Genomic DNA, 21,295 nt, shown 5'->3' with positions numbered 1-21,295 from the left:
CGGCCTGAGAAAACGTTTTTATCTTTCCTGAAAGCGCAGAATAAATAAATTTCATCTTATCGGGCGACAACATAAATCAGCCTGTTTGGCTCCGGTTAGGGCTGAATGGTTTACAGTAATAATGATCGCTGTGTGACGTAAGCTGAGGGAATAACGATGCAACGCCTCTTTCCTGCACTGTGGGTAGTCCTGTTTTTAGTCGTATCTCCGCTGCATGCGGAGCAGAAAGTCTATGGCGAACAGCGTATTCATCGCTGGTGGGATGCAGTAACGGACGATATTGCGCAAACCTGGGAACAGCCGGATCGTTACGATCTCTACCTTCCGTTTTTGAGCTGGCATGCACGCTTCATGTATGACAAAGAGAAAACGGATAATTACAACGAAATGCCGTGGGGCGGGGGGCTGGGCGTGTCTCGCTACAACGACGAGGGCAACTGGAGCGCGCTGTTTGCCATGATGTTTAAAGATTCCCACAACGAGTGGCAGCCCGCGATGGGTTACGGCTGGGAGAAGGGGTGGTATCTGGATAACGCAAAAGATTTCCGTCTGGGGCTCGGGGCCGCCGCGGGGATCACCGCGCGCGACGACTTTGCCAACTATGTCCCGCTGCCGTTTATCTTCCCGCTTTTCTCTGCCGGATATAAGCGTGTTACCGTCCAGTTCACGTATATTCCCGGAACCTACAACAACGGCAACGTGCTGTTTGCCTGGCTGCGCCTGGGCTTTTAGAGGGTGATCACTTTTTTGGCCACTGCGTTGGACAGGATCAGCAGCGAAAACAGGACCGACGTAACAAAGGTAAGCACAATCAGAACAAGTTTGGTGCTGAGGGACGTCACCGGAATGAGCGCGGTCAGCAGGTGAAACACCGAGTAGTGCATGATATAGACCCCGGTCATCGTTTTGCTAATGGCGGCCAGCACGGACTCTTTAAACTCCGCATTGCGGCGAAACCGCACGCCATTTGCCGCAATCACCAGGGCAATAATCAGAATGTAAATTTGCGATCCGGTGAGGATAAAGGCGTTTCTGTCTGCTTTAAATAGCGCAAAAAAGAAGTGCCGTTCGTAAAACCATGTGAAGAGATAGATAAACGGTATCGCAATCACCGCGGCCCTGACCACGTTTTTGCGGCCGATCCACGCCGCGATCTGCGGATCGCAAAAGAGCTGGCCTGTCAGATAAAACAGCAGCCACGTCCACAGGCGATACTGCGGCGACAATGAAAGGACGTGGGCATCAGGATAGAGGGCCGACAGCAAATCGTACCCGTATGAGAAAAGCAGCAGGGCGGCAATCACCCCGCAAAAGAGCGTTCGTCGCTGGCTGAGCCGCTCCACCACCGGGTGAAACGTGTAAATCACGATAAACGCGAACACGAACCAGGGCTGGATCAGATATCCGCGCTGATAGGGTTCCCACAGGTAGTAAATAGTTACCCAGAACAGAAAGACGATCACCAGGCGTTTGATCTTATCCAGCTGCCAGCGCGTGCCGTGTCGGGATTGCCCGTCCAGATACCCTGCAACCACAAAAAATAACGGTGTGGCGATGGTCGAAATGAAGGTTAAAAAACCGAGGATCCAGTGATAGTCATAATCGTAATGATCCCAGGTGTTGTAGATGGTGAAAAAGGTAACCGCCGTCATACAGCCCAGCGTCTTGATGATATTCAGCCCTGTCGCATTCATTGTTGTTCAGCTTTGTCCTTACGATGGAAACACGCGTAAATTACGGGGAGTACCAGCAGCGTCAGGATTGTAGCAAACCCAAGCCCAAACATAATCACAACGGCCATGCTCTGGAAGAACACATCCAGCAGCAGAGGGGCGAGGCCGAGTACGGTCGTAAAGGCGGTGAGGAGGATGGGACGCAGGCGCGACGTGGCGGCGTAAACGATCGCACTGTGCTGATCCTGCTGCGCTTTCTGCTGTTCTATCTCTTCCACCAGCACAATGCCGTTGCGGATCAGCATCCCGCTCAGGCTCAGCAGGCCAATCAACGCCATAAAGCCAAAGGGGATGCCGGTAATTAAAAACCCCGGCGTCACGCCGATCAGCGCCAGCGGCACGGTCAGCCAGATAGCGACGGCGTTTTTCACCGAACTGAACATTAGCACCGTGATCACAAACATCACCAGATACCCGATCGGCAGCGTAGTAAATAGCCCCTGCTGCGCTTCGCTGGAATTCTCCGCGTCCCCGCCCCACTCAATGCTGTAGCCGTGGGGCAGAGGCAGGGCATCTATTTGCGGCTTCACGCGGGCGAGAATATCGCCGGACGTTTGCTGGCTTAGCGGGTCAGGGTCGGTCTGCACGGTCAGCACGCGCGAGCGGTCGCGACGCAGGATCAGCGGATCTTCCCACTCCAGCGCGAAGCCGCTGACGACGTTGCTCAGCGGAATATACTGCTGCCGGGTCTGGCTCCAGACCAGGACGTTGTTCAGGTGGTTGGCGTCCAGCCGCTCGCTTTCCGGCGGGCGCACCACCACGGGTAACAGATCGCTTCCTTCTCTGTACAGGCCTGCCCGGCTGCCGGAGAAATTCATCTCCAGTGCGTTATCGACGTCCTGCTTATCCACGCCAAGCTCACGTCCGAGCGCGGTGACGTACTGCGGGCGGATCACTTTGCTGCGGTTTTGCCAGTCGTTCCTGACGCTGTCCGTCGCCGGATCGCGCGTAAGAATGTTGTCTACCTGGCTGGCGATCAGACGCAGCCTGTCGGGATCGGGGCCTTTAATACGCACTTCAATAGCGCTGTCGCCGGAGGGGCCAAACATCACCCGCTTCGTGCTGGCGTTAACCTGCGGATAGTTCCGGGCGATGTACTCATCAACGTGGCGGGTCAGGGCGGGGATGTTACGCTGGTCGTCCATTCTCACCATGATTTGCGCATAGTTGCTGTACTGCCGCTGTCCGCTGTAGGTCAAAATAAATCGCATACTTCCCTGACCAATCGTCGAGACCGTGGTTTCCACGCCAGGCTGGCCGTTAATGGTTTTCTCGATATCACTGGTCATCTTCTCGGTCCATTTAATGTCGGTACCGTAAGGGAGCCAGAGGTCGACAAAGAAAATCGGCGTGCTGGAGGAGGGGAAGAAGTTCTGCCGCACCGAGCCAAAGCCCCAGATGGCGGCTGCCAGCAGTGCGGCCATCACCACCAGCGTTGGCGCTTTACGCCGTAACAGCGCGTTGAGCACCGCCTGATAGATCCGATAGATGCGTTTGTCATAGGGATCCGTTTCGTCAGCCTCTGGCGGCGCAGCGTCCCGTTTAAACAGCCACCATTTGATCAGCACCGGTGTAATGGTGAGGGCAGAGAACCAGCTCAGCATGAGCGAAATCAGCAGAACCTGAAACAGCGACTTACAGTATTCGCCGGTAGAGTCCTGCGACAGCCCGACGGGCGCAAAGGCCAGGATGGCGATCACCGTCGCACCCAGCAGCGGCAGCGCAGAACGGCGAATAATGTTGCTAATGGCGTTCATCAGGGACGAGCCCTGCTGCCGGGCTATCAGTACCCCTTCGACAATAACAATGGCATTGTCGACCAGCATGCTGAGGGCGATGATCAGCGCGCCCAGTGAAATGCGCTGTAGTTCAATACCCCAGAGATACATGATCAGCAGCGTACCCAGCACATTAAGCGCGAGGGAAAAGGCGATAATGATCCCGCTGCGTAAGCCCATAAAGATCAGCAACACACCGACGACAATCGCCAGCGCCATCAGGAAGTTAATGATAAATCCGTTAACGGAATGCCCGACCTCCGCCGCCTGATCGTAGAACAGGTCGATATGGATACCTGCCGGTTTCTCGGCTGACATCTGCTCAAGCTTCGCCTCCAGGGCATCTCCCACGTCGATCACGTTAACGCCGGGGATAAAGGAGACGCCCATGGTGACGGCTTCTCTGCCGTTGGCATGGTAGATGCTGGCAGGGGAGGCATCCAGCCCGCGTGAAAGGGTGGCAATATCCCGTAAGCGGGTAGCCGCCCCAACGCCCGGCGGGGTCACGATGAGATCGGCCAGCTCGTCAATACTCTCGAATTCACCGGTAGGATGCAGACGAATTGACTCGGTACCGGAGGGGATCTCTCCCGCGCTGGAGACCACGTTCAGCCTGCTGAGCTGGGCAGAAAGCTGGTTCAGCGTTATCCCGCGCGCGGCCATTTTGCTCAGAGAAATATCCACGTTAATCTGCTGGGTGAGGGCTCCGCCGATGGCCACTTTGCCCACGCCTGGCACGAGGACCAACTCCCGGCGCAGCTGCTCGGCATACCGGACCAGTTCCGGATTGCTGAATTCATCGCCGGAAATGGCAAAGAAAAAGCCGAACACATCGCCAAAATCGTCATTCACAAACGGGGTCACTACGCCGGGTGGAAACTGTCGGGCGGCATCACCCACACGGCGACGCAGTTCATCCCAGATTTGCGGCAGCGCATTTGAGTGGTAGCGCGAGGCTATATTGACCGTAATCTGCGACAGGCCGCTGGAGGAGATGGAGCTGACGTTATCCAGGTAAGGTAATTGCTGAAGCGCGTTTTCCAGCGGCAGGGTGACCTCTTCCTCAACCTGCTGCGCCGACGCGCCCGGATAATGGGTGATCACCACCGCCGTTTTGATGGTAAACGCCGGATCTTCCAGTCTGCCGATGTTCAACAGGGCAATAATGCCGCCTACGCCCAGCAGCAAAATCGTCAGCCAGACGCGAACCGGGTTGCTGATAAACTGACGAGAGATATCCATTACAGTCCCCGTTCACGCGTCCAGATACGTACCGGCTGGTTGGGATGTAACTCCCCAACGCCTGCGGCCACCACGCGTTCACCCGCCTTAAGCCCACCGACGATGATGACCCCCTCAGCGCTGACTTGTCCCACGCTGATCTTACGATCTTCAAGGTGCAACGTATCGCCTTCGCCCGTCACCACCCAGACGTGTGGCTCATTGCGCGGGCGGTTATCCGGGTTAAAGACCGCTTCAACCGGCACCACCAGCGCCTCACTGCCGACGCCCGCCGGTAGGTTGGTTAAATTGATGGTGACCGTTCCGCTGACGCCGCCCACGACGGGAAAATCATCCGGGCGGGGCATGGTTAAAATTACCTGCCAGGTCAAAGTGTTGCTGTCGCTACTGCCTGAGTGCTCTTTGTACACAGCGGTAAACTCGTGACCGGGCAGGGCGTTGATCCTCACTACCGGTTTGTATTGCGCATTGCGAATATCGAAGGTGTTAAACAGGTTCTCTGGAAGGCTGAACACCACGTCCAGCAGATCGGTACGGGTCAATGTGACGACGGGCTGGCCGGCTGAGACGACCTGATGGTTTCGCACATGTACGCTGGCCGCTGTCCCGCTAAAGGGGGCGACGAGCGTCATCTGACTCAATTCTTCGCGTGCAATCTGAAGCGCGGCGTTTGCAGAATCGCGGTTTGCGCGCTGGACATCCATCTCGGCCTTCGACACGGCCTGGCGTCCTGCCAGGGTCTGGAAGCGGTCGAATTGCCGCTGAGCCAGGGTCGCCGCCGTTTGCCTGTCGTTCAGACGCTGCCGGGCTTCGCGATCGTTAAGACTGGCGAGCCGTTGCCCCTGTTTGACAACGACACCCTGGCGAATGTCCAGGGTCTCAATCTGCCCGGCACGTTTGAACGCAAGATCCGTGGCGTCGCCGGATTCGATACGGGCGGGAAAGACGCGCTGCTGCGCGTTGCCAGCCTTCACCACCTCTGCGACTTTTACCATTTTCGGCAGGGGCGCGGCGCGGTCGGATTTCGGATCGCACGCCGTCAGCAGCAATAAAACAGCAGGCAGAAGAGAGAGGTAGCGCTTCACAGTATTCCCCTGATAATAATTGTTTTATTTATTTCGTCATCAATGCTGGGGTGGCGCTATTCTGCCAGGGCCGAGACGACCACATAGGTAAATAAACCGATTGCTGTGCTGGCGATAATGGCGAGCGCAATAAACAAACCAAGGCGAATCAGGCTTAAACCGTACATGCATTCCTCCATGAGGTTGAAGGTGGCGCGGGATAAAGAGAATGAACGTGTTGCATGCCTGACTATGAGCATAGTCGGTGAATAAATAAATGTTAAATAACCATTATTAGTGGCGTGACATACTCAGGCGAAACAAGCGTTACAATAGCGTATCCCCTTTGAATAACATCCTGATATTCCTGTGCTACGTTTAATAGCATCCATTCCTTTTTTCCGTAAAAGGCATTCACGCCTGTACCCATGGGGTTGATGCGATCTCTCCTGATTCACTCACTGTTGTGTTGGTTATAAAAAGGATGCTTGATATGTATAAAACGATTCTGGTGCCGGTGGATGTATACGAAACAGCGTTGTCTGATAAAGCGCTACAGCATGCCCAATTCCTGGCGCAAAGCGCATCGGGTAATGTCCATCTGCTGTACGTTATGCCAAAGTTCTCGGCGGAACTGACCCGCGGTTTTATTGCAGACGCGAGAAAGATGGATGAATATATGATTAATAATGCTAAAGAAAAACTGGCTGCGCTGGTAAAAAAAATCAACCTGCCGGAAGCAAATGTCCATCTGCATGTTCGCAGCGGGAATATACGTGATGAGGTAATCAAACTGGCGGATGAACTTAACGTCGGTGCGATTATTGTGGGATCGCGTAATCCCAATATTCAAACCCATTTATTAGGGTCAGAGGCGGCGAGTATCGTTCGTTATGCGCATGTTCCTGTTTTCGTTATTCGTTAATGACATGAAAGCAAGGTGATTTCTGAAAAGAACCCGAGGAAGGAACGATGAAAACAGAAAAGCCTCACCGCCCGTATTATCAACAGACCGTTGATGAAACCCTGACAAATATCCAATCCAGCCTCGACGGACTTAGCAGTACAGAAGCCACCGCCAGGCTGGAAAAATACGGCGAAAACGCCTTACCGCAAAAACCGGGTAAACCTGGCTGGCTGCGCTTTCTGGCCCATTTCAACGATGTCCTTATTTACGTCCTTCTGGCGGCGGCGTTGCTGAAGCTGATAATGGGACACTGGGTGGATATGTTTGTCATTCTTGGGGTGGCTATCATTAACGCCCTGATTGGCCATATTCAGGAGAGCAATGCGGAGAAGTCGCTACAAAGCATTCGTAATATGCTCTCCAGCGAGGCTGTGGTCATCCGGCAGGGCAACCATGAAACTATCCCGACGACAGCGCTGGTGCCGGGAGATATCGTGGTGATACGCGCCGGGGATCGCATTCCTGCCGATCTTCGCGTGATAGAGGCGCACAACCTGCGGGTGGAAGAAGCTATTCTCACCGGCGAATCCACGGTAGTGGAGAAAAGCAGCGATGTGCTCAGCGGCGAACTCCCGTTAGGTGACCGTTACAATCTGCTGTATTCGGGCACCACCGTCAGCTCCGGCGGGGGAAAAGGGCTGGTGGTGGCAACCGGTGGGGAGACCGAACTCGGCCATATCAACCAGATGATGTCAGACATTGAAAAACACCGTACCCCGTTGATGGTGCAAATGGACAAGCTCGGCAAGACCATTTTTATCACCATTCTGGTGATGATGCTGGCGCTGTTCGTTTTCAGCCTCATCTTCCGCGATATGCCCGTTTCAGAGCTGGTGCTGTCGCTGATTAGCCTTGCGGTGGCGGCGGTGCCGGAAGGATTACCGGCCATTATCTCGATCATCCTCTCGCTGGGCGTGCAGGCGATGGCGCGTCGCAAGGCGATTATTCGCAAGCTGCCTACCGTGGAAACGCTGGGGGCGATGACGGTTATCTGCTCGGATAAAACCGGCACCCTGACCATGAATGAGATGACGGTAAAAGCGGTGATTACCGCGGACACCACCTACCGCGTCGAGGGAGACAGTTACGAACCGGTGGGCGCTATTCACCCTGTTGACGATCCAACACCGGTCACCGTGACCCAGGGGTCTGTGCTTGAGCGCTATCTGCGCACCGTCGATCTCTGTAATGACAGCCAGCTGATCAAAGATGAGCAGGGGCTGTGGAAAATCACCGGCGGGCCAACCGAAGGCGCGCTGAAGGTGCTGGCGGCCAAAATCCCGCTTCCGACAATTGACGCCGAATTGCGCAGTAAAATCCCATTCGATTCGCAATATAAATACATGTCCACCCTTTATCGCCTGGGCGACGAAGAGGTGATGTTAATCACCGGTGCGCCGGACGTCCTTTTCCGTCTTTGCCTGCACCAGCAGACCCAAAACGGGCTGGAGCCGTTCAACCTGCACTATTGGGAAGAGAAGATTGAAGAGTATGCGCGCGAGGGATTGCGCATGGTGGCTGCGGCCTGGAAACCGGCCGCCAGCGGGCAGCGCGAGCTGACGCATGCGGATCTGCAAGAGGGGGTCATACTGCTCGGCATTGCGGGCATGATGGATCCCCCGCGCCCGGAAGCCATTTCGGCCATTGCCGACTGCTTGCAGGCGGGCATTCGCGTGAAAATGATTACCGGGGATCATCCACAAACGGCGATGAGCATTGGACAGATGCTGGGTATTGGCAACGCGGCGAGCGCCATTACCGGGCGCGAGCTGGAAGCGATGGACGACCACCAGCTGAGCGAGGCGGCGCAAAAATACGATATCTTTGCCCGAACCAGCCCGGAAGATAAATTCCGCCTGGTGCAGGCGCTGCAAAGTAAGCAGGAAGTGGTCGGAATGACCGGGGACGGGGTGAACGATGCGCCTGCGCTGAAGCGGGCGGATGTCGGCATCGCGATGGGGATCAAAGGTACTGAAGTCACCAAAGAAGCCGCCGATATGGTGTTAACGGATGATAACTTTGCCACCATTGCCCGGGCGGTCCATGAAGGGCGTCGGGTCTACGACAACCTGAAAAAGACCATTTTGTTCGTTATCCCGAGCAACATCGCCCAGGCCCTGCTGATCATTATTGCCCTGCTGGCGGGGAACCTGATCCCGTTAACACCGGTACTGATCCTGTGGATGAACATGGCAACCTCGGCAACGCTGTCGTTTGGCCTGGCGTTTGAAGCGGGTGAGAAGGACATCATGAACCGGCCGCCGCGTAAGTCTAACCTGCATGTGATGGACGGTTATGCCATCTGGCGAGTGGTGTTTGTCGGCCTGATGATTGCCATCAGCGCCTTTGTGCTGGAGGCCTGGCTGCAACCTCGCGGCTACTCGCCGGAGTTCATCCGCACCGTGTTGCTGCAAACGCTGGTCACCGCCCAGTGGTTTTACATGCTCAACTGCCGCGTCACCGACGGTTTCTCCCTGAGTAAAGGTCTGCTGGCTAATAAGGGGATATGGATCGTGAGCGGCGTACTTCTGGCTCTTCAGCTTCTGATCATCTATGCGCCGTTCATGCAAATGCTGTTCGGTACCGAAGCGCTACCGTTCCGCTACTGGATCATTACCTTCCTGATTGGGTTTGCGATGTTCATGATTGTTGAAGCAGAAAAAATCCTTACCCGGAGATGGCGCACGACGAAAAGATGACTGAATGAGCAGGCTAAGCCTGCCCACCGGCAGGCTTTCTCTTTGACTGAGTACAGAACACTATGATTCGATTTGCCTCGTTCGTTTTTACGCTTGGTATTCTGGTTCCCGCTGCATCTGCTGTAACCTACCCCCTCCCTCCCGAGGGCAGCCGCCTGGTGGGGGCGCCGATCACCATCACTGTGCCTGAGGGCAATACTCTGCCGCTCGAAGCGTTTGCAGCGCAGCACGGACAGGGGTTGAGCAATATGCTGGAAGCCAACCCGGGGGTGGATCCGTTTTTACCGCGAGCCGGAACACAGCTTGCGGTACCCCAGCAGCTTATTCTGCCGCCAACGGTGCGCGAGGGAATTGTGGTGAACGTCGCGGAAATGCGGCTTTACTATTATCCACCCGGCAGTAACACGGTTGAGGTGCTGCCTATTGGCATCGGTCAGGCCGGGCGCGAAACGCCGCGTAACTGGGTAACCGCCGTTGAGCGCAAACAGGAAGGCCCAACCTGGTCACCCACGCCAAATACGCGACGTGCTTACGCGAAGGAAGGGAAAACGTTGCCCGCGTTCGTTCCCGCCGGGCCGGATAACCCGATGGGGCTGTATGCCCTTTATATCGGCAGGCTGTACGCGATCCACGGTACTAACTCAAATTTCGGCATTGGTCTGCGCGTCAGCCAGGGCTGCATTCGCCTGCGTAATAACGATATCAAATACCTGTTCGATAACGTTTCGGTGGGGACGCGGGTACAGCTTATCGATCAGCCCGTAAAAGTGACCACGGAGCCGGACGGTAGCCGTTGGGTAGAGGTTCACGAGCCGCTTTCACGCAATCGCGCGGAATTTGAATCGACAAATAAGGTGCCGCTGCCCATTTCAGCCGCACAAAGGACGCAGCTGATAAGTGAAGGGGCGGGCGCTGAACTGGAACGGCGGTCGGGGATGCCGGTGAAGCTTGCTATGACTGGTAGCGCTTCGCTTGCCGGGCCTTGAGTACCGTAGGTCGGGTAAGCGGAGCGCCACCCGACAAACTTACCGAACGCAGAAAAGCAAAAAGCCTGCTTTAAAAGCAGGCTTTTCAAATTTGGCTCCTCTGACTGGACTCGAACCAGTGACATACGGATTAACAGTCCGCCGTTCTACCGACTGAACTACAGAGGAATCGTGTGAACGGGGCGCATATTATCGACCTCCGTACGCCTTGTCAAAGGATGTATCGCCCACTTCAGACTGTTTGCTGACAAAACCAGCAAAGTGACGTTTTTGCCAACGGAATGCACCATTATTGTGCAGATATACCCCGAATGGGGCAGATCGGAAACCGTTGTCCCCGTCTCAAAAAAGGCATCAGTGATTGGCTTTCCTTATTTTCAGCCGCTTAGCAGAGACATACACCCGCTGCAAAAACTGGCATTCATATTGCAAAACCTGTTTAACAACACAGCCGTTACCGGCACGCTATTTTCGAACAGGGGGCAACATGAACTTAAGACGACTGAAATACTTCGTAAAAATCGTCGATATCGGCAGCCTGACCCAGGCGGCTGAAGTGCTGCATATCGCGCAGCCTGCGCTGAGCCAGCAGGTCGCGACTCTGGAAGGCGAAATGGACCAGCAACTGTTGATCCGCACCAAGCGCGGCGTAACGCCTACCGAAGCGGGAAAAATTTTATATACCCATGCCCGCACGATCCTGCGTCAGTGTGAACAAGCGCAGCTGGCCGTGCACAATGTGGGTCAGACCCTGAGTGGCCATGTCTCTATCGGGCTGGCGCCGGGAACGGCCGCATCGTCGGTAACCATGCCGCTGCTTCAGGCGGTGCGAGCAGAGCTACCGGAAGTGCTGGTTTATCTGCATGAGAACAGTGGTTCCGTGCTCAATGACAAACTGCTCAACGGTCAGCTGGATATGGCGGTGCTGTACGATCGCTCCCCGGTTGCCGGGATCACCAGCCAGCCGCTGCTGAAGGAAGATCTTTATCTGGTCGGTACCCGTGATTGCCCTGGCCAGAGCATTGATTTAACCGCTGTGGCAGAGATGAACCTGTTTCTGCCGCGCGACTACAGTGCCGTGCGCGTGCGCGTTGACGAAGCGTTTTCGCTGCGCCGTCTGACGGCGAAGATCATCGGCGAGATCGACTCCATCTCCACGCTGACTGCCGCCATTGCCAGCGGCATGGGTGTAACGGTTCTGCCCGAGTCTGCCGCACGTTCACTGTGCAGCGCGGCAAACGGCTGGATGGCCCGTATCACCACGCCATCCATGAGCTTACCGCTGTCGTTAAATATGTCCGCGCGCGGCTCCCTGTCACCGCAGGCGCAGGCGGTGAAAGAGATCCTGATGTCTCTGGTCAGTAAGCCGTCGCTGGAAAATCGCGAGCTGCAACTGGTCAGCTGATATTCCAAATAAGCATAAGATGCTGGTTTTTATTATTTGTTCTCCAGCCCGGCTGACTCTAACAATAGCCTTATGTCAGATGCGCCGGAGTGAATTGTGAATTTCCAGCAACTTAAAATTATTCGTGAGGCGGCCAGGCGGGATTACAACCTGACCGAAGTCGCCAATATGCTTTACACCTCTCAGTCGGGCGTCAGCCGGCATATCCGCGAGCTGGAGGAGGAGTTAGGCATTGAGATTTTTATCCGTCGCGGCAAGCGCCTGCTGGGTATGACCGAGCCAGGCAAGGCATTACTGACCATCGCTGAGCGCATTCTCAACGAGGCCAGCAACGTTCGCCGGCTGGCGGATCTCTTTACCAACGACGCTTCCGGTGTGCTGACTATCGCCACCACCCATACACAGGCGCGCTACAGTCTTCCGACGGTTATCAAAGCATTTCGTGAGATCTTCCCGGACGTACGTCTCGAACTGATCCAGGGCACGCCGCAGGAAATCGAAGTGCTGCTGCATAACGGCGGAGCCGATATCGGTATCGCCAGTGAACGGCTGAGCAACGACCCGCTGCTGGTGGCGTTCCCGTGGTTCCGCTGGCACCACAGCCTGCTGTTACCCGCCGATCACCCGCTGAATCAGGTTTCGCCGTTGACGCTGGAAGAGATCGTCAAATGGCCGCTGATTACCTACCGGCAGGGCATTACCGGGCGCTCGCGCATTGATGAAGCGTTCAAGCGTAAAGGGCTCACGCCGGACGTGGTGCTGAGCGCGCAGGATTCCGACGTGATCAAAACCTACGTCGAGTTAGGGCTGGGGATTGGCCTGGTGGCCGAGCAGTCTGGCGGAGAATATGAGGCCGGAAATCTGGTGCGTCTGGATACGCGTCACCTGTTCGATGCGAATACCGTCTGGCTGGGGCTAAAGCGCGGGCAGCTTCAGCGTAACTACGTGTGGCGTTTTATTGAGCTATGCAACGCGGGCCTGTCGGTGGATGAGATCAAACGCCAGGTGATGGAGCCGGAAGAGGTGGCGATTGATTATCAGATTTAGTCGCTAATCAGTAGGCCGGGTAAGGCGCAGCCGCCACCCGGCAAATTTACCGAACCCACAAAAGCAAAAAGCCTGCTTTAAAAGCAGGCTTTTCAAATTTGGCTCCTCTGACTGGACTCGAACCAGTGACATACGGATTAACAGTCCGCCGTTCTACCGACTGAACTACAGAGGAATCGTGTGAACGAGGCGCATATTATCGACCTGCGTGCGCCTTGTCAAAGGGGAAAACACCGTTTTTGTTCGTTTGTCGACAATTTCAGCAAACCGATGATTTAATAGCAAATTTGCTTTCAAATTGCACAGCAAATCGCGCCGCCCGCAGACAGGCGGCGCGCAGGATCAGAACAGAACGGAGTAGTTCAGACCAAACGTACGTCCACGGCCTTTATAAGTATAAAGACCCGGTGCGCCGTAGGTTGGGCTATACAGCCCCGGTGCGCGCTGGCCCCAGGCGGTGGTGTAGTCTTTGTCCAGCAGGTTCTCCACGCTGAAGCTGACTTTGCCCACCGGCAGGGCGTAGCTACCCAGGAAATCAACGGTGTTATAGCCATCAATCTTCTTACCGTCGGCGTCAGACACGTCAAAGGTTTGTGTGCTCTGCACGCGTAGCGTCCAGTCGCCCGGCGCCCAGTTGACCCATGCGCTGGCTTTAGACGGGCTGGCGCTGTCGACCGTCAGCTTCTCCCATTTACCGTTTTCACGCGTTTCGGACTTGATGGCGTTAAAGTTCGCCCCGGTGCTCCAGTCGCTGTCGGTGAAGAAATAATCCACCTGGCCTTCAACCCCATAGATACGACGTTTGTCGTCCTCCAGGTTGATGGTCATGTCGCTCTTGTTGATGGTGATGGTTTTATCCGAGAGCGAGTAGTATGCCGCCACCTGAGTACGCAGGTTATCGCCGGTGAAGCGCCAGCCGAGCTCGTAAGCATTGACCTTAATCCCGTCCAGCGTTGAGTCGTTCACATTGACGCTGTTTTGCAGACGATAGTGACCATCGACCAGCTGATAGGTGCCGGAGCCGTAGTACTTCGCCAGGTCCGGGATCTCGAAGCCCTGGGAGAAGTTAAACCACAGCTGTTGCTGTTCGGTCAGACGTCCAAGGATCCCGGCGTTAAACAGGAAGTTGTTGTAGTCGGTTTTCCCGCCCGGCACCGCGTCAGCGGAGGTGGCTTTGCCCGTGGCGATTGCCTGCTGCTGGGCGTAACCGACAAAATCGTCCACCTTGTTTTCGGTGTACTGATAACGCACGCCGCCGCTCAGGGTGATGGCGTCAATGTCATAGCTGGCTTGCAGGAACGGCGCGAGGTTGGTAATGCTGTAACCCGGATAACGGCCCACGTTGTAGGCATTGTCCAGCTCCATGCCGCCGCTCGCCGCCGCTTTGCTTAAGTCGAAGAACTGCTGGTTGGCATCGAACGTTTCATGGTCGGCATCCACGCCCCAGGTGAGGGTCAGGTCGTCCATCGGCTTGCTGTTCAGCGTCAGCTTGCCGCCGTAAAAATCGGTTTTCTGCTGGGACGCGCCAATGCTGGTCACCGCGCCTTTGCTCAGCGTCGGGAACGGGTAGTAGGTCAGGCTCTCGTCACGGTAGTAAATCTGCGCAACCAGATCCTGACCCCAGAAATCGGTGTTCGAGTATTGCAGGTTGATCAGGTGACGCTCAGTGCCCGGGATACGGTCAGAGTTCAGGTTGTCTTTGTTATAGGCTTTGGCATCGCCCGTGACCGCAGCGAAATTCTCCCCAAGGAACAGGCCGTGCTTGCCGTCAGATTCGCTCTTGTAGTACTGCGTGGTTAACTGGAGCTGCTGATGATCGTCGATGTTGATGGTGCCTGTCCCCATCACGTCGATACGGTCGGAATACTGCAAGCCGGTCTGGGTGTTATCGATAATCACCTCGTCGCCGTTGCCGTCATACCAGCCGCCGTAGCGCTGATAGGAGACCGACAGACGACCAGAGGCGTTGTCATTGCCGCCGCTCACGGCTGCGGAGACGTTCTCATCATGGTCGTTATGGCTGTTAAACCCGCTTTTTGCCCCGGTCTGGAACTCCACTTCGGTCTCCGGCTGGCCTTTTTTGGTGACGATGTTCACCAGCCCGCCGGTACTGCCGCCGCCGTACAGCGAGGTGGCGCCGGAGATCACTTCGATGCGGTCAATGTTGAACGGATCGATAGAGTCGAGCTGGCGGCTGTCGCTGCGGGACGAGTTCAGACGTACGCCGTCCACCATCACCATCATGGAGCGACCGCGCAGGTTCATGCCGTAGTTGGTACGTCCCTGGCTGCTGACGTCCATGCCGGGGATCAGCTGGGCCAGAACGTCTTTAATCTCTTTCCCGCCCTGAACCTGCTGCTCAATTTCCGCCCGCTCAATAACCCAGGTGGTTTGCGCCATCTCTGCCACGCTGCGATGTGCCCGGCTGGCGGAGACCACAATATCTTCTTCCTTTTGTTCTTCCGCCCACGCAGAGGTAGAAAGCATGGCAAGCAAGCACGGATTTAAAACCCAAAGATGAGAACGTTTCATTGTTATGTTGATCCTGAATGTGTGTGTCAGTACTCGGTGGTCTTTATTAATGATTTAAAAACCTGGCTGCTCTCCGGGCTGGTGGTGCTCCGCCAGTGGATCACGCCGGGGGTGGTTGCCAGCTCAAACGGCTCGTCATCGTGAGCGCGATTCAAAATTCGCGCCGCGCGCCAGGCCATCAGGCTGAGCTGGGGTTCGGCAATACCGAGACGGTGCATCCCGGCATTCACGGCAAACAGGCGGTTGCTCTGCGGGCCGTCCCATTCAAGGGTAAAATCGTTGTTGATGCAGAAGGCTTCATCCTCATCCAGACGCAGTCGGGAAGAGAGCGGGACGAGAAAAGCAGGCTGCACGGCGCGGTAGCCGGTGGCGAAAATCACCACGTCGCTTTCAAGCTGTTCGCGCCCGCCGTCCAGGTGATGCTGGATGCTGAGGCGAGGTCCGGTTTCCTGGCGCGTCAGCGCCGTCACCGAGCGGGACGGCATCAGGTGCGCCCAGGGTTTTTCACGCAGCACTTCGAAACGGTGGTACATGGCGCGGTAAATCGCCAGCAGGGACTCGGTGGTGATCCCGTCGGAGGTCATTTTCTGCTCCTGCAACATCTGACGTCGGGCGTCGTCACCGAGGGTCGAGAAGCTGTCCACATACTCTGGCGTGAAATACTCGTTAGCAAACGCGGCTTCATCCAGCGCGTTGTAGTTGTTGCGGCGCGACACCCAGTTGAGGCTCAGCGGCTGGCCCCATTCCCCACGGAAGATATTCAGGAACAGATCCGCACCGCTCTGGCCGCCGCCGACGACGGTGACGCGCTTGCCCGCTAAATCCGGCGTGCGCAGCATCATTTCGCTGGCGTGGAAGCAGGTATCGTCCTGCGCGGTGACGCAGTCTGGCAGATTGATCTGCTTCCCAATCCCCACGCAGACGTGCCGCGCCAGGAAGCGATCCCGCTGGGTCACGATCTCAAACAGGCCGTTTTGCTCATCAAAGCTGACCTGCTGTACCTGCTGGCTGAAGGCCAGGTTGGTGAGGTTATCCGCCGCCCAGCACAGGTAGTCGGCAAACTCCTCGCGCGACACGGTGCGCTGCTCGGTGGTGAGGAAACGGTAGAACTTTTTGCGCTGTACCAGGTAGTTCAGGAAGCTGTGGCGGTTGGTTGGCTCTACGGCGCTGACCAGATCCTTCAGGAAGCTGGTCTGCATATGGCAGTCCGGCACCATCATCCCCGGGTGCCAGGAGAAGTGCGGCTTGCGTTCAAGAAACAGCGAGCTAAAACCGTCCAGCCCCTCCGCCAGCGCGGCAATACTGAGGTTGAACGGACCGATACCAATGCCGATGAAATCATAGGTTTTCATTGCGCTGACTCCCGGGAGGCCAGAAAAAGAGGGTTATCAAGATCGCAGACGTAGTTCGGCAGCATGCGGCTGCCGCCGTCGTGTTCAGAGAAGGTCAGTTTGACCGGGTTGAGGATCACGCGAATAATCTGCGGCTTAAACAGGTCGAACTTCGCGAAGCGCGCCGCAAGATCCGGATGGGCGGCCATATAACGATGTAACACCAGCGCCAGGATCTGATAGAAGCGGGTTTCATTCACGCCGCATTGCAGGGTGAGGCGGGATATAAAGCGCAGCACCGTGACAAAGTTGCCGGTTTGCAGGTCGTGGATGATGTAATCCGCGCTGAGGCGCGCCGTCACCGCTTTTACCTGCTCCGGCAGGCTCTGCGCCTGCGGGAAATCTTCATCCACCAGGCGCATATCGCCCTGGAAATCCTTCAGCAAAATGCGCTGCGGAACGTAATCTTTCATCACCAGCGTGACGTTCTGGCCGTGGGCGATGAGCGCCACCCCGTAGCGACAGAGCAGGTGATAGAAGGGGATCACCGTCGCCTCAAACAGCTTTTCCAGCCATGCGTCAGCGGTTAACCCCGAGCGTTTGATCCATGCGTCAATCAGCGGGCGCCCCTGATTATCGGTTTCCATCAGCGCCGCCATCAGCACCGCCTGTTCACCATCCTGTAAATAGCAGGATGGGTTCTCGCGCCAGATCACCCCCAGCATCTCCTGATAGCGGTACGGCGCCTCAGGCAATGCGGCATAACCCGGATGCGACAGATATCCGGCAGCGGGTTCGCCAAGCACCTGCGCCCCGGAGCGAATCAGCGTGGCATCGCTGGCAAACTGCTGCTGTAGCCAGCGCGAGGCCAGCGGACCGGCGGCAATATACTTGCCCGGAATACCGCGATAGCAGGAGGTGTTGTAGATGGTCAGCGGCAGCTTGATGTCATACGGCGCGCGACGGCTGGCGTTGGTCAGCGTGCGCAGGGACTGCTGCGCCAGATACTCATCGCCGAACTCACCCAGCTCCACCATTTCACCGCGTGCGAGCTGCGCCAGGAAATGAATGGCAATTTTTTGCTGCCACTGCCACGGGTGCAGCGGCACCGGCAGCCAGCTATCATCCAGATCCAGCTCCTGCCAGCGGGCGTCGAACCGCTCGCGCTCGGCATCGTCCATGGCGCTGGAGAGCAGGGCGTTAATATCGCAATCGGCGTCGCTGCTCCAGACCAGACGATCGCGCTGCACGGCGACCCAGTGCAGACGAAAACGCCCGCGATATTCCGGCGCGTACAGGCGCAGGGCATCCAGCCCCCAGCCGCGGCGTCCCTTGTTGAAAATAAACTTCGGGTGACCGCGCATCAGGCACTGTAGCTCGTCCGGGTCAAGGTGGATCAGCGCATCGGCATCCAACGTTTCACGCGCCTGCAACAGCTGCATGTCGCCCCGCAGCGTGGCGTAGAGATCTTCCATGTGCTCCGCTGTTTGCGCGTCGCTCATCTCCAGTACGGTGGCCAGTTGCAGCAGCGCGTTTTCCGCTTCGACCGCCGCGCCGCTGGTGGTGGTCAGGGTATCAGGGTCAATATGCAGCCAGCCCCAGATCCCACGCGTGGCGCGAAACTGCCAGCACGCGTTGCCCATACTGATGCGCCAGTAGTCCGCCGAATCCGGCTCGGCGCGCAGGGTGCGTTCATATTCCAGTTCGGCGAGGATCTTCGCCACCATCTCGCGGTTCACTTTCTGCCAGAGCGCGTTCACAGTTCCACCTCGTGGAAGAAGCGATGACGCTCGCTCATGATGAGACGGGAGCGTTTGTGCGGGAAGTCGAACTCTTTCACCGTGTCGAAACCGGCGGACGCCAGATGGCGGAACAGACGCTGGTTGTCGAAGCGCGGTTCCGCCACAATGCGCGCCGTGCGCGGTTCATCGAGATACAGATAGTGGCTCAGGCCGCGCAGCCAGCTGCGGATATACTGCGCTCCGCGCCAGTTCTCTTCGCCCACCAGCATATGCAGCCCGCGGTCAAAGGGCTGCCAGCGATAGTGGCGGCCAATGCGGTCTTCCGCCGCCCAGTAGAGTTCAAAATAGCCGAATGGCTGATCGTCAAAGCAGCCGATCACCGGATAGCAATAGGTCGAGTCGAGCTGGCGACGCAGGTAGTTCTCCTGCTCGGCCTGCGGGCCGGCCATCTCCCAGAAAGCGTTCACGCGTGGGGTGTTCATCCAGCGGGTAAAACGCTCGCCGTCCAGCGCCACGTCCGCCACGCGGAAGCTCAGGGTGCGCTTAATCTGCGGATCGTAACGGCGATACACCTCGCCCTGTGGGCGGTGAGGGCGCAGCGGGAAGTACAGCTGACGGCTTTCGTCAAACTGCATTCCGCCGCTCGCCTGCGGGCGTTCGCCTTTCAGCCACAGCGGCAGCTGCCAGAAAATTTCACGCGCCAGATAATCTCCGTGAACGAGGCTAAACAGCGCCTGCGCCTGAGGTTCATCCTGCCAGGCTGCCCACGGCAGGGTAATGCCGGTCAGGGCGGGCGCGGCAACAAACAGCTGGTCGAGGGCGTCCACCAGCCAGCCGTCCGGGAGCCCGATCAGCCGCTCCATAACCGCGCTGCCGTCGAGACCCAGCGTCAGCGGCAGGTTTTGTTCCGTGACCGTGCAGCGAAAGCCGTAGCCGGAATGGACGATATTCGCGTTTGCCATCACGCCTTCTCCTTATAAAACGGGTTGCTGAAGTCGAAATAGATCACCGCCGGATCGACGATGGTGTTTTCGTTGCGATCGTGCAGATAGCAGAAGAAGTTGCCTTTACAGTTCCAGGTCGGGCTGTCGAGCACATAATCAAGGCAGCGGGTCTGCTTCGCCGTCGTGCGCAGTTCGGCCAGCGCGTCACGCACGCGGGACATCAGGTTCTCTTCGCTGTCGAAACCGGCAGCGGCGAGCGCGGCGGTGACGGCAAGGGTAGAGTTCAGCAGCAGGTAATAAGGGAAGTAGCGCAGCAGCTGGCTCTCACCGAAGCGGTTTTCAACTTCGGTTTCACCTGCCTCATTCAGCCACGCGTCGGCCCCTTCGGTCCAGGCGCTGCCCTGGCAGTCACGGTAGATCAGTCCAACGGGGAAATCCTGCTGCATCTCAACGAGGATATTTTGCTGGTGCGCCAGCAGGACCAGACCGTAGTCCGCCTCGGCGCTGAACAGCGGAAGCAATACGCGGTCGCAGTAGGCATCCAGCCAGCAGCGCGCGGCCTGGGCGAGGGGTAAGTCCAGACGCTGGCTCAGACGACGCACCGCCGCGGCGAGCAGACTGTCGCCGCCGTCCGGCGCGGCCTGGGTCAGGCTCACCAGCACGTTGGTTTGCGTTTCAGGGGTATCGAACAGCAGATTGACGCGCAGGGCCATCAGGCTCTCTTCCTGAATGACGCCGTGCTCATCGCGCAGCCCCGCCCAGCCGTCCTCCTGCATCACGCGCATGGTCGGGTAGCGCGCCTGGAGCCCTTGCCAGCGTGCCGTTTTCGCCAGCCGCGCCAGGCGCATGCCGCGCTTAACCTCTTTCACCGACAGCGTGCGCACGGAGTTGGTTAGGCGCACGCTCAGGGAAAACTTAATCATGTCGCTGTTGGTTTCACTGTACAGCGAGCGGGAAGAGCTGGTGGGTAGCCATGGCGCACCGGCTTCGCCCAGATCGCGCAGGGCGCCTTTTTCTACCAGACGCTGGCACCAGTCCTGCTCCAGCAGATAGTCGGCCTGCCACGGGTGCATCGGCAGTAGCCAGCAGGTGTCGGTGAAGTGACCGAGAAGAGCCGGCGCGCTCTGCGCTGCAAAGCGCAGCAGACGTTCCCGCAGGGAGACATTCAGGCTGTCGCCGGTAATCAGCTCATGCTCAACCGCAAACCAGCGCAGCGGGAAGCGGGAGGCGAAATCCGGCAGATAGCGACGCGCCTCGGCCTCGTTAAACGGCTCGTGCGACTTTGGGGCAGGATGAAAAGCATGGCCGACCAGCAGCGCCTGTTCCGCTTCGGCAAAGGTCAGCGGCTTATCGCGCAGGTTTGCCCAGTTGTGGCGTAAATCAATGGCCTGCCAGGTGTGTGTATGGCTTTCCAGGACGCGCTGCTTAAAGCGAGCCAGCGTATCGGCATCCAGAGCGCCTTTAACCGTCTCTTTTTCAATAATTAAATCAATCAGTTGAAGGAATGTGACCGTGTCACCGCCGTCGCTGTCGGCCTGAATCAGCGTTGCCGGGAAAAGATACTGGTGATGCTGTGTGGGGGAGAAATAGCGTACCGGAACCCGAATGGCCTGGGTTGGGGAGAGCGGGATATGAATCAGTGATAACTCATCCGCACGGGTTGCGGGAAGATAGTGCCAGTCCTTCGTTTCGCGCAGCAGCGCGTTCAAAAAACACTGGGCCGCAACATCTGTACCGGCGGAGCGGAGCAGAGTACGCATAGTTGTACCTCATTCCATGACTGATAATAATTCTCGTTATGATATTCATTCTGTTTACAGTGGCA

Annotated in this window: 14 protein-coding genes and 2 tRNA genes; 6 read left to right on the top strand and 10 right to left on the bottom strand. The window is 57.1% G+C overall.

Going from position 1 to position 21,295, the window contains the following annotated elements:
* Nucleotides 1-156 precede the first annotated feature (156 nt).
* On the top strand, nt 157-732 hold the full coding sequence (gene pagP, locus BFV63_RS14080; RefSeq protein WP_032609626.1) for a lipid IV(A) palmitoyltransferase PagP: 576 nt from the start codon (nt 157-159) through the stop codon (nt 730-732).
* Here the strand turns inward: pagP and BFV63_RS14075 are convergent.
* Genes BFV63_RS14075 through BFV63_RS14065 form a run of 3 tightly spaced genes read right to left on the bottom strand, consistent with a single transcriptional unit; the run spans nt 729 to nt 5,838 of the window.
* Nucleotides 729-1,694: an acyltransferase gene (locus BFV63_RS14075; RefSeq protein ID WP_057059325.1), complete on the bottom strand. Its 966-nt coding sequence runs from the start codon at nt 1,692-1,694 to the stop codon at nt 729-731. The genes pagP and BFV63_RS14075 overlap by 4 nt on opposite strands.
* Nucleotides 1,691-4,753 carry an efflux RND transporter permease subunit gene (locus BFV63_RS14070; RefSeq protein ID WP_045340743.1) on the bottom strand — a complete coding sequence of 1,021 codons (3,063 nt, stop codon included), beginning with the start codon at nt 4,751-4,753 and terminating at the stop codon, nt 1,691-1,693. Before BFV63_RS14070 ends, BFV63_RS14075 begins: the two co-directional genes overlap by 4 nt.
* Complete coding sequence (locus BFV63_RS14065) at nt 4,753-5,838, bottom strand: efflux RND transporter periplasmic adaptor subunit (protein WP_048240508.1); 1,086 nt, start codon at nt 5,836-5,838, stop codon at nt 4,753-4,755. The genes BFV63_RS14070 and BFV63_RS14065 overlap by 1 nt, the downstream gene beginning before the upstream one ends.
* A gap of 472 nt (nt 5,839-6,310) precedes the next feature.
* Between BFV63_RS14065 and BFV63_RS14060 the strand changes: the two genes are divergently transcribed.
* The 3 genes from BFV63_RS14060 to ldtA all read left to right on the top strand — a co-directional run bounded on the left by BFV63_RS14060 (nt 6,311) and on the right by ldtA (nt 10,469).
* The gene (locus BFV63_RS14060; protein ID WP_003859525.1) at nt 6,311-6,742 is read left to right on the top strand and encodes a universal stress protein; all 432 of its coding nucleotides are present in this window, start codon (nt 6,311-6,313) and stop codon (nt 6,740-6,742) included.
* A 47-nt stretch (nt 6,743-6,789) separates the two neighbouring features.
* Nucleotides 6,790-9,483, top strand: a complete 2,694-nt coding sequence (locus BFV63_RS14055) for a cation-transporting P-type ATPase (RefSeq protein WP_048240509.1) — start codon at nt 6,790-6,792, stop codon at nt 9,481-9,483.
* 62 nt (nt 9,484-9,545) lie between these two features.
* The gene (ldtA, locus tag BFV63_RS14050) at nt 9,546-10,469 is read left to right on the top strand and encodes a L,D-transpeptidase (protein ID WP_032659287.1); all 924 of its coding nucleotides are present in this window, start codon (nt 9,546-9,548) and stop codon (nt 10,467-10,469) included.
* Between the two features lie 92 nt (nt 10,470-10,561).
* Here the strand turns inward: ldtA and BFV63_RS14045 are convergent.
* Nucleotides 10,562-10,637 (bottom strand) — tRNA-Asn (locus BFV63_RS14045).
* Nucleotides 10,638-10,956: 319 nt separating this feature from the next.
* On the opposite strand from BFV63_RS14045, the gene nac reads away from it, so the two are divergent.
* Together nac and cbl are read left to right on the top strand one after the other, a co-directional pair.
* Nucleotides 10,957-11,874: a nitrogen assimilation transcriptional regulator NAC gene (gene nac, locus BFV63_RS14040; RefSeq protein ID WP_003859531.1), complete on the top strand. Its 918-nt coding sequence runs from the start codon at nt 10,957-10,959 to the stop codon at nt 11,872-11,874.
* Between the two features lie 96 nt (nt 11,875-11,970).
* Nucleotides 11,971-12,921, top strand: a complete 951-nt coding sequence (gene cbl, locus BFV63_RS14035) for an HTH-type transcriptional regulator Cbl (protein ID WP_003859532.1) — start codon at nt 11,971-11,973, stop codon at nt 12,919-12,921.
* Nucleotides 12,922-13,020: 99 nt separating this feature from the next.
* On the opposite strand, the gene BFV63_RS14030 is transcribed toward cbl, so the two are convergent.
* The 6 genes from BFV63_RS14030 to BFV63_RS14005 all read right to left on the bottom strand — a co-directional run bounded on the left by BFV63_RS14030 (nt 13,021) and on the right by BFV63_RS14005 (nt 21,230).
* Nucleotides 13,021-13,096: transfer RNA gene (locus BFV63_RS14030), tRNA-Asn, on the bottom strand.
* A gap of 167 nt (nt 13,097-13,263) precedes the next feature.
* Nucleotides 13,264-15,453 carry a TonB-dependent siderophore receptor gene (locus BFV63_RS14025; protein ID WP_023324924.1) on the bottom strand — a complete coding sequence of 730 codons (2,190 nt, stop codon included), beginning with the start codon at nt 15,451-15,453 and terminating at the stop codon, nt 13,264-13,266.
* 26 nt (nt 15,454-15,479) lie between these two features.
* The gene (locus BFV63_RS14020) at nt 15,480-16,805 is read right to left on the bottom strand and encodes a lysine N(6)-hydroxylase/L-ornithine N(5)-oxygenase family protein (RefSeq protein WP_048240511.1); all 1,326 of its coding nucleotides are present in this window, start codon (nt 16,803-16,805) and stop codon (nt 15,480-15,482) included.
* Nucleotides 16,802-18,544: an IucA/IucC family protein gene (gene iucC, locus BFV63_RS14015; RefSeq protein WP_045350297.1), complete on the bottom strand. Its 1,743-nt coding sequence runs from the start codon at nt 18,542-18,544 to the stop codon at nt 16,802-16,804. Before iucC ends, BFV63_RS14020 begins: the two co-directional genes overlap by 4 nt.
* On the bottom strand, nt 18,541-19,488 hold the full coding sequence (locus BFV63_RS14010; protein ID WP_023314431.1) for a GNAT family N-acetyltransferase: 948 nt from the start codon (nt 19,486-19,488) through the stop codon (nt 18,541-18,543). The genes iucC and BFV63_RS14010 overlap by 4 nt, the downstream gene beginning before the upstream one ends.
* Nucleotides 19,488-21,230: an IucA/IucC family protein gene (locus BFV63_RS14005; RefSeq protein WP_048240515.1), complete on the bottom strand. Its 1,743-nt coding sequence runs from the start codon at nt 21,228-21,230 to the stop codon at nt 19,488-19,490. Before BFV63_RS14005 ends, BFV63_RS14010 begins: the two co-directional genes overlap by 1 nt.
* Between the last annotated feature and the right edge of the window lie 65 nt (nt 21,231-21,295).

The sequence above is a fragment of the Enterobacter hormaechei subsp. xiangfangensis genome (assembly GCF_001729785.1).
Taxonomy (GTDB): domain Bacteria; phylum Pseudomonadota; class Gammaproteobacteria; order Enterobacterales; family Enterobacteriaceae; genus Enterobacter; species Enterobacter hormaechei_C.
Note: the sequence above shows the minus strand (reverse complement) of the source record. Positions and strands in the feature narration are given on the sequence as shown.